Source organism: Massilia oculi, assembly GCF_017582745.1.
Taxonomy (GTDB): domain Bacteria; phylum Pseudomonadota; class Gammaproteobacteria; order Burkholderiales; family Burkholderiaceae_D; genus Telluria; species Telluria oculi_A.
Map to the genome: position 1 here is coordinate 42,101 of NZ_JAFVIM010000011.1, position 13,034 is coordinate 55,134.

General features: G+C 64.2%; 4 protein-coding genes. All 4 read right to left on the reverse strand.

Annotated elements, in window-relative coordinates; translation table 11 throughout:
- Positions 1 to 37 precede the first annotated feature (37 nt).
- Positions 38 to 3,532 (reverse strand): DNA polymerase III subunit alpha, encoded by a 3,495-nt coding sequence (gene dnaE / locus J3U95_RS14275; RefSeq protein WP_208279229.1) that lies wholly within the window; start codon positions 3,530 to 3,532, stop codon positions 38 to 40.
- Positions 3,533 to 3,686: 154 nt separating this feature from the next.
- Positions 3,687 to 5,219 (reverse strand): class I SAM-dependent methyltransferase, encoded by a 1,533-nt coding sequence (locus J3U95_RS14280; RefSeq protein WP_208279230.1) that lies wholly within the window; start codon positions 5,217 to 5,219, stop codon positions 3,687 to 3,689.
- Between the two features lie 105 nt (positions 5,220 to 5,324).
- Complete coding sequence (locus tag J3U95_RS14285; RefSeq protein WP_208279231.1) at positions 5,325 to 9,113, reverse strand: DUF4214 domain-containing protein; 3,789 nt, start codon at positions 9,111 to 9,113, stop codon at positions 5,325 to 5,327.
- A 283-nt stretch (positions 9,114 to 9,396) separates the two neighbouring features.
- Complete coding sequence (locus tag J3U95_RS14290) at positions 9,397 to 12,753, reverse strand: DUF4214 domain-containing protein (RefSeq protein WP_208279232.1); 3,357 nt, start codon at positions 12,751 to 12,753, stop codon at positions 9,397 to 9,399.
- Between the last annotated feature and the right edge of the window lie 281 nt (positions 12,754 to 13,034).

Here is a 13,034-nt window from a genome sequence, read left to right on the forward strand (position 1 = left end):
GCACGGACCTTCGCCCAGGAGGAAGGTCAGCCCACGATCAGTACTCGACCGCCACGTCCTTTGCCCCCAGCGTCAGCTCGAGCGCCTGCTTGAGCGTATCCGACGGCCCCACCCGCCAGTCGTCGCCCAGCTGGACGACATAGGGAATGCCGTTCGTTTCCAGGCGCAGGCTGACCGGCATCCCGTCCTGCACCCGGTAGGGCTGCAGCACTTCAGCGATTTTGGCCGGATCGACGGAAGTGCTCAGGTCCATCTCGAGCTTGTGCCCGTACTGGATGCGCGACGCCGCGATGTCGAACACCTTCTCGGCCGTGATGCGCAGGCCGCCGTTGAAGCGGTCTTCGGACACCTTGCCGACCACCAGCAGGAACTCGTCTTCCTTGAGGGCGTGCTTGTTGGCCTCGGCTACCTCGCTATAGATCGTCACCTCGTGCACGGCGGTCTTGTCGTCCAGCGCCACGATCAGGATCTTGCCGCGCTGGGTCATCTGGGTGCGCACGCCGGTGATCACGCCGCACATCATGCGCGGGTCGCGCGACGGTTCCAGGTCCTTCAACTTGGTCTTGGCGAAGCGCCGCACCTCCTGCGCATACGAGTCGAACATATGTCCCGACAGGTAGTAGCCGAGCGCGATCTTTTCTTCGGACAGCTTCTGGCGGTCGGTCCAGGGCGTGGCCTTGACGTACTCGGGCGGCGCCACCAGGTCGGAATCGTCGCCACCGAACAGGCTGACCTGGTTGGCGGCAGCCGCCGCCTGGCCGGCCGCTTCCATCGCGAACGCGACGGAGGCCAGCAACACGGCGCGGTCGACCCCGAAGGCATCCATCGCTCCCGCGCGGATCAAGGATTCGATGGTGCGGCGGTTGATCTGCTTGCGGTCGACCCGCTTGCAGAAATCGAACAAGTCCTTGAACTTGCCGCCCTCCTGGCGCGCGGCGATGATGGCCTCGATCGCGCCCTGCCCCGCGCCCTTCACGCCGCCCAGGCCGTAGCGGATATTGGTCACCTGCTTGCCGGTCTTGGACTTCGGCTCGCCTTCCGGCGTGAAGCGGAACTGCGATTCGTTGACGTCCGGCGGCAGGATTACGAGCTTGCAGACCTCTTTCGCATCCTCGACCAGGATCTTGATCTTCTCGGTGTCTTCCATCGCCAGCGACATGTTGGCTGCCATGAACGCGGCGGTATGGTGGACCTTGAGATAGGCGGTGTGGTACGACAGCAGCGCATAGGCGGCAGCGTGCGACTTGTTGAAGCCGTAGCCCGCGAACTTTTCCATCAAGTCGAAGATCTCGTCGGCCTTCTCGGTCGAGAGGCCGTCCTTGGCGGCGCCGGCGCGGAAGATCTCGCGGTGCTCGGCCATCTCTTCGGCTTTCTTTTTACCCATCGCGCGGCGCAGCATGTCGGCGCCGCCCAGCGAGTAGCCGCCCACGATCTGCGCCATCTGCATCACCTGCTCCTGGTAGACCATGATGCCGTAGGTCTCGGACAGGATGGATTCGGTGCGCGGATCGGGATAGTCGAACTTCTCGCCGTGCTTGCGCTTGCAGAAGTCGGGGATCAGGTCCATCGGGCCCGGACGGTACAGCGCCACCAGCGCGATGATGTCCTCGAAGCGGTCGGGACGCGCGTCCTTCAGCATGCCCTGCATGCCGCGCGACTCCAGCTGGAAGATCGCGACCGTCTTGGCGTCGCTCAGCAATTTGTACGAGGCGCGGTCGTCCAGCGGCAGCTTGGCCAGGTCGAATTCGCTCTCCTCCGGATCGAGATCCTTGATGTAGTTGACGGCGCGGTCGAGGATGGTCAGCGTGGTCAGGCCCAGGAAGTCGAACTTGACCAGGCCCACGGCCTCCACGTCGTCCTTGTCGTACTGCGACACCACGCCGGCGTCGCCGCCCTGGGTGTACAGCGGGCAGAAGTCGGTAAGTTTACCCGGCGCGATCAGCACGCCCCCGGCGTGCATGCCGATGCCGCGCGTGATGCCCTCGACCTGCTGGGCGAGGTCGAGCAGCTGCTTGACTTCTTCTTCGTTTTCGAGACGCTCCTTGAGCAGCGGTTCTTCTTCGATCGCCTCGGCGATCGAGACCGGTTTGCCCGGCTTGAACGGGATCAGCTTGGAGATGCCGTCGCAGAAGTTGTAGCCGAAGTCGAGCACGCGGCCGACGTCGCGGATCGCGCCCTTGGCCGCCATGGTGCCAAAGGTGGCGATCTGCGACACCGCGTCGCGGCCGTACAGGTCCTTCACGTGCTGGATCACCAGCTCTCGCTTTTCCTGGCAAAAGTCGATGTCGAAGTCGGGCATCGAGACGCGTTCCGGGTTCAGGAAACGCTCGAACAGAAGGTTATACTTCAGCGGATCGAGGTCGGTGATTTTCAGCGCATAGGCGACCAGGGAACCCGCGCCGGAGCCGCGGCCCGGGCCGATCGGCACGCCGTTGTTCTTGCCCCACTGGATAAACTCCGCAACGATCAGGAAGTAGCCCGGGAACTTCATGTTGATGATCGTCTTGTTCTCGAACTCCAGGCGCGCCTCGTAGCGCGGACGCTCCTTCTCGCGTTGCGCCTCGTTCGGATACAGCTGCACCAGGCGTTCCTCGAGACCTTTTTTCGTTTCCGCGACCAGGTATTCGTCGATCGTCATGCCCGGGGTCGGGAAGTTCGGAAGCTGCGGCTTGCCCAGCGTGAGCGTGACGTTGCAGCGCTTGGCGATTTCGACCGAATTGGCGAGCGCGCCCGGCAGGTCCTTGAACAATTCAAGCATCTCGTCCTGCGACTTGAAGCACATGTTCTCGTTGAAGCGGCGCACGCGCTTGGCGTTGGCCAGCATCTCGCCCTCGGCGATACAGACGCGCGCCTCGTGGGCGATGAATTCGCTCTTGTCCAGGAACTGCACCGGATGGGTCGCCACCACCGGCAGCCCCAGGCGGCCGGCCAGCGCCACCGAATGGCGCACCTGCTGCTCCTGGTTGGGCTGGCCGGCGCGCTGGATTTCGATGTAGAAGTGACCCGGGAATATCTTCGCCCAGCGCGCGGCATTGGCCTCGGCCTTCGCCAGGTCGCCATTCTCGATCGCCTGGCCGACGTCGCCGAAATGGGCGCCCGAGAGCACGATCAGGGCATTGGCCTGGGGCTCGTCGGGATGCAGGGTCGAGACGGACGTGGCCAGCGCCTCCAGCCACTCGGTGCGCAGCTCGGCGCGGCCCTTGTGCTGGTTGGTGAGCCAGGCGCGCGCCAGCAGGTCGCACAGCTGCAGGTAGCCGGTGTGGTTCTTGGCCAGGATCAGCAGGCGGTGCGGCTTGTCGCGGTTGTCGTCGTTGGTGATCCAGGCGTCGACCCCGACGATCGGCTTGATGCCCTTGCCACGCGCCGCCTTGTAGAAACGCACCAGGCAGAAGGTGTTGGCCAGGTCGGTCACGGCCAGCGCCGGCTGGTTGTCCTTGACGGCCGCCTTGACCAGGTCGTCGATGCGGACCAGGCCGTCGACGATGGAGTATTCGGAGTGGACGCGCAGGTGGGTGAAAGTCGGGGAAGTCATCCGGATATTTTACCGCGACCGGGACGGTCGCGGCATGCCGGGCTCGCCGCCGGCGCCGTCGCCGTGGTGATTCTGCCAATGTGGACGTCGAAGACAATCTGGGTGAGGTAGTACAGCGCGCCACCGCTGCCGTTCACGTCCCTGGCCCAGATATTTATGCAATACCAAAGGCCTGGAACACTTCCAACCTTTCCATTTCGAACACTTCGGCCTGCGCCTGCAGCATCCGCTGCTGCTCCCCGGCCTCTACCGGCTGGCCGTCGCGCAAGATCCGGTGGCCCTGGGCCGCGAGCGCCGCGCTGGCGAAGGCGATCCAGTCATCGCGCCCGCCCGCGCCGCGACTGCGCGCCAGCAGGAACAACTGGTCGATGCGTCCGACCTGGACCGCGCCGCCGGTGACCGGCGACGCCAGGACATTGACGTCCTCGGCATAGCGCGCCATGGCGCACAGCCGCGCGTTGATGCGCGCGGTCGCCGGCCGGGCCAGTTCGATCGCCTCGTCGGACTGGGCCGGGTGCAGCACGCCGGTGCCGGCCAGGATCGTGATCGCTTCGACGATGCGGGCCAGGTTCACGCCGTGCGCGGCCACGGCGCGCTCGATCTCGCCCAGCGAGCGCGGCCGGTGATCGGCCAGCGCGTCGAGGATGGGACGGTACACGTCTTCGTGCAGGCTGGCCTCGCCCTGGACGCCGCTGACCTTGAGCTTGACCCTGGCCGCGGGCGTGGCCAGGATCACACGTTGCGCGCGCAGCCGTTCGGCGCGCTCGCCCGGCGCCAGGCGGCGCGCGCCGCGCACCCAGTAATCGCGCCGGAACAGGCGGTTGACCATGAAGTCGCGCGTGGTTTCGCGCAGGTTCACGTCCGGTATGCCGGCCAGCAGTTCCTGCTGGGCCGTGCTCAGGTTCAGCATCGGGACGTGGTCGAGATAGTGGGCCGACGTGCCGAACTGCAGCCGCGCCCCCTCCATCCGGCCGCGCATGCGTGCGAACGACATCGGCACCCAGTCGCGGTTGAGGTATTCGTGGGCCAGGTAGCGGCGGTCGTGGCCGCGCAGTCGCTTCAGGTGCTCCAGCACCTGCGGGTTGGCCTTGCCGTACAGCGCGCCGCTGGCCATCAGCCGGTCGGCGAACTCGAGGGCGGCATCGATGCGCGCGGCCGGGCCGATGCCGGGCGGGTTCGAGGCCGCGTCGAAGCCGGCCATCAATTCGGTGAGCGGACCGATGGCGGCCCAGCCGGGCTGGGTGTTGTAGCTGACATAGACCACGCCGCCGGGCTTGAGCTTGCGCTCGATGAAGCTGGCGATGACGGCCTGGTTGGCGTCCGAGATCCAGCTCCAGATGCCGTGCAGGGCGATGAAGTCGAACTGCGGCAGGTCATCGCGGCTGCAAAAGGCGTCGAAGGCTTCGTCGGACAACCTGGCCGCCAGCGGCGTATCCTGCGCGAGTTCGCGCGCGAATCCGACCTGGGCCGGGTTGAAGTCGGTGCCGTGCCACTGCGCGCCGGAGGCCGCCTGGTGGATGTTGACGCTCATGCCCTGGCCGAAGCCGAGTTCGCAGGCGGTGTGGATCTCGGGCGGCACGATGCCCGCTTCGAGCAGCGCCAGCCGGGCGCGCAGGGGATTCAGTTCGGGATAGTAGCCGAAGGTATAGGCCACCTCGGTCATGTAGCCATCGGACCAGTCTTGCATGGGATTTCCTTTCTAAGCAGCGCGGCGCCGTTGCATGGTAACCGGCACCGCGCCCGCCGGCCAACCCCGCAGCATGTTGCGGCGGGGGTGGCTACCTTACCGTGGTCAAGGCATACCGACCAGGATGATCTGGTCCATGTCCGGCAATCCGCCGGTGAAGGTGGCGATCAGGGTCACTTCGCCGGCCTCGGCCACTTCGTCGTTATCGCTGTTGACGTAGTGGATCAGCATGCCTGCATCGTTCAATCTGTCCTCCACCAGGAATACCGTGCCAGCGGTGGACGAGATGGCGCGGCCGTCGAGTTGGGGCTTCAGGGTCGCCAGGGTAGCGGATCCCTCAATGCCGATCTCGTCGCTGACCAGAGGGCCATTGGTGTTGATCAAGCCCTTACCTGGGAACAACGGAAGACGTATCTCGATCTTGTCGTCGGCGCCGAAGCCGACGATCATGTCCTGCGCAGCACTGTCGAGCTTGTTATAGACGATGGTCACCGCGCCGGCGGTGGCATCGACCACGTCCTGGTGTACCCCGGTGGTCACCGTGGTCGTCGTTCCCGCTTCGCTGACGTACAGCAGGCTCTTGGATTCAGTGCCGCGGTCGCGCACGCCGCCGTCGAGCTTGACCCAGGTCTGCAGGCCGTCGGACTGCAGACCGATGCCCTGCTGGACCATGTGGCCGTCGACGCCGCCCGCGAACAGGATGCCGGCCGAATCGAAGCTGCCGCTCGCGGTGGCGAAGGTATCGGTACCCCAGGACATCATGTAGACATTCGCCGCCAGCGCGTCGGCAAAGTGCATCCGGCCAGTGCCGTCCACCCCGAAGCCTGGCGCGGCGTCATAGCCCGGAGCAGCCGGCGCCAGGAAGCCGGAATCGAGCGTGTACAGCTTGAAATCCTGGTTCGGCAGCATCCCATTCGTCTCGTCGGTCTGCACGACGTCGTCTGGCGTGCCTTCGAGCAGGAAGGACGCAGCATTGGCCGAGAAGTCGTAACTGATGCCCGCGAAGGTCGAGATGACCGCGGGTGGCGCGACCATGGTCAGGATACCGCGGTCGCTGTCGACCTCGAGGCTGAAGCCGGTGGCGCCGAATCCCGCCACGATGATGCTGTTGATGTTGACGCCATCAGTCCATTGCACCATGTACGAGGTGCCGCTCGGATCGGCGGTGAAGCGGCTGTCCGCATTGCCACGCACGACTGCCACCTGGTCGGCATCGACGCTGGTCAGGAACGTGCTCTTGATCTCGTCCACGTAGCCGAAGATCGCGCCCACCTTGAGCATGTCCCCCAGCTCCGCATCCTGGATCCGGTCCATGCCGTTCATGTAGCCGCCGTTGGCGAACTGGCCGGTCGCGGTGTCGCCGGCCTGGTACACCAGGGTGCTGGCGACGCCGTCCTTGCGCAGGATGATCGTGTCGGCCTCCTTGCCGCCGGAAATGGTGTCGGCGCCGCCCATGGACATGATCTCATCGTTGCCGTCGCCACCGCTCAGGTAGTCGTTGCCTGCCGTGCCGATCAGTGTGTCGTTGCCTGCGAAGCCCCACAGGTTGGCGCCCTTCAGGGTGTCGTAGGCGTCGCTGCCGAGCCAATAGGATGTGCCGCTCTCGTCCGCGATCGCGGCGCCGTCGACCGGCGTGATCGACAGGGTGCCGGACGCGCGCGCAGGCTGTTCGCCCACCACGACCCGGCCATCGATCGCGCCCTGGCTGGCATGGTCGGAGGTCACGATCGTCGCGCCGAGCTTGATGACGCCCGCCACCGTGCTGTCCACGCGCAGGCCTTCCGGCGTGGCGCGCAGCTTGAAGGGCGCCACCGGGCCATCGATCAGGATATCGAGCGTGTCGCCGACATTGCCGGCGGGGTCCACCACTTGCAGCTCGATGGTCTGGTCGGCCTGCGACAGATCCACGCCGGCGATGGTGAAGGTGGCGCCGTTGTAGCTCGTCACATCGTTCCAGTCCTGCTCGCCTTTCAGGCGCCACTGGACGATGCCGTCGTTCTTGCCGGCCACGCTGAACACCACGTCGGCGCTGGTATCGCCCGTTTTGGAGATGCCCTCGAGACCACCTTCGATGCGCACGAACGTGAGCGTCTCGGTAGGTGGGACATTATCGTAGGAATATTGCAGGCCGACTGATGCGGCACCTTCGTTGCCGGCGGCATCCAGCTGGCGCACCAGCAAGGTGCCGCTGGCCTGGTCGATGGTGGTCAGGTCGAACTGGACATGGTCTGCCGTGTTGACGCCGCCAAACTTCCAGCTTTCGCCGTTATCGGTCGAGTACTGCCAGCCGGTGGGTTCGTCGGTATCGAGGTTGGAGATGGTGACGATCCGGTCGCTCAGGCCGCCGTTATCGGTGGCGAACTTGAGGCCAGGCGTGTGCACCGGCGCCTTGGTGTCCAGGGTGAACGTGATCTCGTCCTCGGCGCTGGTATTGCCGGCCGCATCGCGCTGGCGCACTGAGATCGTGTGCTTGCCATCCTGCAGCGTCGGCATGGTGTCGACCCAGGTCGCCATATTGGCGCCAGGCGACTGGTACAGGTACTGGACGATCGCGCCCTTCTCCAGGCCATCGACCACGAACTCGGGGACATTGGTCAGACCATCACTCAGGCCGGGGAAGTATTCGGCCGCCGCGTTCACGAGCTCGACGTCCAGCATCTCGGCAAATCGGTCGAGCACGAGCGTCTCGGTGGCCGACAGGATTTCCACCTTGTTCGCGTCCACCAGGCGCAGCTCCACCGTGGTCAGGACATCCTCGACCGGCCCGGCCTCCATGGTGCCCATGCGCGGCGGCGGTGGCGGCGGCAGGTCTTGCGCGCCGATGGTCAGGTCGACGTCCTTGAGCACGACGACACCGCGGGTGGAGGTATCGATGCCTGCGCTGATCCAGTTCTTGCCGCCATCGATGGTGTACTGGAAACTCTGGCCGGCCTTGATGGCGCCATCGTAGGTGAACTTGACGTCGGCCTGCTCGACCTTGGTGACGTGGTCCTTGAGGTCGCGGTCGCCGGCGCCGGATTCCACGCTGTCGAACTTGAGCGACGACACGGGCGCCGATGGCGACGGGGTCGCCGGCGCGCTCGGATACACGACTTCGATCGCGGCCGGCAGGCCGCCGGTGGCCAGCGCGTCGACGACATCCTGCAGGGTGGCGTTGGCCGGCATCACTTTGAGCACCTGGGCCATGCCGCCGCCGCGCAGCAGCGACTCCAGCGTGACCGGGTTGCCGGCGGCGGCCTGCGCCACGTCGGCCAGGGCCTGGACCAGGACCACCGGGTCAAGCAGGCCACGCGGGGTGTCGAACAGCGCCAGCAGGCTGCTGCCGGTGGCGATCGCGTCGATCACGGCCGGCTTGTTCGAGGCGATGTCGGCGAAGGCCACGGTTGCTTTCACCAGCTGCGCGATATCTTCCTGCGATGCACCGGGCGTCACGGCGCGCACCAGTACGCGCGCCGCTTCGATGGAGGAGTAACCGGCATAGTCGCTGCCCGACGTTTCCACTTCGACGGTGAACGCATCCACCGCCTGCTGGCGCAGGTCGAGCAGGCCCTTGTCGGTGCCCTGCGCGCCTTTCAGGATCTCGATGGCGACGTCGGCCAGCGAGGCATTGCCTTGTGCGACGACTTCCGCCCAGTAATCCACGCCGCTCTGTTCGGGCGCGCGGTTGAACAGCTGTTGGTAGATCTCGGCGATGCGTTCGGCAGGCGTGTCGTCGCCGAAGCGCACCTGCGCTTCGCGCGAGGTGGCGAAGGCGTCGATGATGGCCCGATGATCGCCATCGTTGTTGGCCAGCTGCTCGGCCCAGAACTTCAGGCCGGCAGGGTCGGCCGGACGGCCATAGAAGGCAAGGTAGAAGGAATTAACCGTGGATTCGTGGGATGTCAGTTGGCTCATGGTCGATATCAATTAATTATGTATGGCATTTGCCATGCATAATGAGTATGTATCGAAATGTAATTGCGAACTGGAAATATTTTTTGTTTTTAGCGTTTATGTAGGATTTTACCTACAGAAAAATAGCATAATTTTATGTATTGACCGCTTTTCTACTTGTTAACACCATAATAATATGCATGCGGCGTAGCGAACTCGGTCAAAGTGAAAGCACGTGACAACGCCATGAAAAAAGCCCTGCCGGTCATCCCGGCAGGGCTTTCACATCAACCGAAGGCGTGAATCAAGCTTCGATGCCGCCCAGGATCTGGGTGCCGACGAGCTCGATGTTGCCGGTCGAGATCGCGCCATCGGCGAACATGGCGATCGTCGTCAGTTCTGCTGCATCGATACTGCCGTTGTCGTCCGTATTCTGATAAAGGAACAGGACGTTACTGTCGCCGCGGTCGCCGTTGGCGAGGATCAGCAGATGCTCACCCTGCGCGATGTTGTCGACATTGAGCTTGAGATTGAGCTCGCCCAGCAGATCGCCGCTGAACTGTCCCCAGCCGCCGTAAGGAGTGCCGATGTTGACGTAGCCTTTGATGGTCACGGTCGCGCCTTCGGTCGTCTCCAGGATGTCGTCGCCGTCATAGGCCCAGGCGATGTCGTCGTTGCCATCCTTGCGCAGCGCGGCGGCGATTTCGCCGTCGAGCAGTACCGTGTCGGCCTTGTCGAAACCGAAGATCAGGTCTTGCGCGCTGTCGTCGATGCGGTCGTAGACAACGGTCACGTCGCTGCCCTGGTCGACGATGACGTCATTGCCTGCGCCGGTGTCGATACGTACCGGACCCATGGCATTGGTGATGAAGCCATCGTTGCCGGGGGAATCGTCGCCCGCCACGTCGCTGTTGACGATCTCTGGCGCCTTGTCCAGCACAAACCCGCGATGCGAGAAGGTAGCATCCGCATTGCCTGCGGTGTCACCCGCGCCGCCCGCGAAATACACCTCGCCCGCATTCACGAAGCCATCGATGGTCTGGAAGGTGTCGTTCGCCCAGCTCATCTTGAACACGCCGGCCGACAACGCCGTCTTGAAGACCAGGGTGCTGCCTTGCTGGACCGTTTCCGTGCCAGGCAGGGCATCGTAGCCCGGCAATGCCTTGGCCGCGCCGGTGCTGAAGTCCTCCAGCTTGAACGTATCCAGGTTGGCGATATTCGTGATGTAGCCGTTCTTGATGCGGATGTCAGCCAGGCTGGTGCCCGATGCCAGATTGAGATAGAGATCGTCGAACTCGTAATTGATGACCGGCTTGAGCATGAGGGACGAACCGCCCGAATAGGCAAACAGGTTCGGCGCCGTGGTGCCGAAATTGTGCAGGATGGTGCTGGTCACCTTGCCGCCATTGCTCCACTGGACCATGTAGTCGTCGTCGCTCTCCTCAGAGCCCTTGATGAAGACACCGCCGTCGTCCGAACCGCGCACGATGGCGTACTCGTCGGGATTGCCGCCGGCGCTCAGGTAATCGGTCTTGCGTACCGGCGTCTGGCCGAACATGATACCGATACGCAGCTCATCGCCCACGCCAAAATTGCTGATCTTGTCGATGGCGGCGGTGCTGGTGTTGTTGACGAAGGGCAGCTCGTCAACATCGTCCAGTTCGTACTGCACGGTGTCTGAAACCTCGTCCTTGCCGAGATCGATCAGGTCGCCGCCCTTGCCGCCGATGATCAGGTCGCGACCGGCGCCGCCCGTGATCGTGTCGTTGCCGTCGCCGCCGAACAGATTGGTCTGGCTACCGATGCCAGTAATGATGTCGTCGCCGTCGAAGCCCCAGACGATCGCGCCGGACATGATGTCGTCATCGTTGCTGCCGAAGTTGAAGACGTAGTCGCCGGTCTGGGGATGGGTCATCGGCGTTCCACCGCTCGGGGTGAACTGGAAGGTCCCCTTGACCTGATCTTCCTGCGCGCCGATGACAGGGATCTTCATGCCTGGAGCGTACTCGACCTCGCTCAACTTCAGGGGCGTGACGGTCTTGTCATCGACCAGCTGGAACGTGCCTTGCACAGTGCTGTCAACGTACAGACCCTTGCTGGTTGGCAGGATCATGAAGGTCGGTGGCTGCGGGACGGCGTCCTGGCCATCGATGAGCTGGGCGACGGTCTCGGTGGCATTGCCCGCGTTATCGGTCACGCGCACCTGGACGGTCTGGTCGGCCGTGCTCAGGTCGACGCCCGGGATGGTCACGATGCCGTCCTTGACGTACTTGCCGTCGAGCGTGGTCCAGGTGTCGCTGCCCAGCATGCGGTACTCGATGAAGTCGCCGGCGCCGAGTTCGCCCGCCAGCGTGAAGTCGACGTCGACCATCTTTTCGGTGGTGGTGTTGCCCGCCTTGCCGTCGATGCCGAGGAAGGTCAGCGACGCCTCCGGTGCGGCGCGGTCGTAGACGATCTCGGTCGTGGCCGAGGCGATGTCGCGGCTGCCTTCACGTGCGCGCAGCTGGATCGAGGTCGTGACGTTGGCCGGGGCGTCGAAGTCCAGGACCGACACGGTGCCGACGCGGTCGGCATCGCGCACGCCGCCCAGGTACAGTTCCTGGATGGTGACGGTGTTGGCGACGGTATCTTCTTTCAGGCCGTCGATGAGCCAGCTCTTGCCGCCATCGATGGTGTACTCGAAGTGCTGGCCTTTCACCAGGTCGGGACCGGTGTACTTGAACGTGACGTCGGCGTGGGCGAGATTGGTGGTCTTGTCGAGCACATGGTCGTCCAGGCTCTGGGCCACTTTGTCGAACGACAGCTTCATGGCCGCAGGCGTCGGGGTCGGGGTGCCGCCCGGCGCGGTCGGATACACCACTTCGACGGCCGCAGGCAGGCCTCCTTCGGCCAGCGCCTTGACGACGTCCTTCAGGGTGGCCGCGGCCGGCATCACCTTGAGCACCTTGTCCATGCCGCCGCCGCGCAGCAGCGATTCGAGCGTGACCGGGTCGCCGGCAGCGGCCTTGGCGGTGTCGGCCAGCGCCTGCGCCAGCGCGACCGGATCGCCCTTGCCGCGCGTGGTGTCGAACAGCGCCAGCAGCGTCGTGTTGACGGCGATCGCTTCGACCACGGCCGGCGTCTTGCTGGCGGTATCGGCGAACGAGACCGCCGATTTCACCAGTTGCGCCACGTCGGCATCGGTGGCATTCGCGGTGACGGCGCGCACCAGGATGCGGGCCGCTTCGATCGACGCATAGCCGCTGTATTCGCTGCCCGATGCCTCGACTTGCGCGGTGAAGTCGTCGACCGCCTTCTGGCGCAGTGCCGACAGGGTCAGGTCGCTGCCGCGGGCGCCGCCCAGGATGGCGATCGAGACGTCGGCCAGCGAGGCGCCGCCCTGCTCGACCACGTCGGTCCAGTAGGCCAGTCCATCGGCATCGATCGTGCGGTTGAACAGCTGCTGGTAGATCTCGCCGATGCGGTCGCCCAGCGAATCGGCGCCGAAACGCACCTGCGCTTCTTCGGAGGTGGCGAATGCCTGGGTGATGGCGCCCAGGTCGCCGTTGCTGGCGGCGAGGTGCTGCGACCAGAATTTCAGGCCAGCCGGATCGGCAGGCCGGCCGTAGAAGGCCAGGTAGAAGGAATTGACGGTCGAGTCGAAGTTGCTCAGTGTGCTCATGTGAGATAAAGATTGGGTAGGCATGGCGAGAGTTGCCATGCGTCAATTATCTCCACACGTGTGATTACAGGCATACACAAATTTTCAGTTTTTACCGCCTTGTCGTCTTTTGCCGACATAAATTCGACAATTTTAATGCTGCAACATGTCTATGGCATAACTCAGCATCAAAAATCATGAGAAAAATTTCATATTTGCGACTTGATATCCCCAAAAAAAAGCCCCGTTGCATGATGCAAACGGGGCTCCGCGTGGGCGCCTCATGACGCCCACGACGTTCA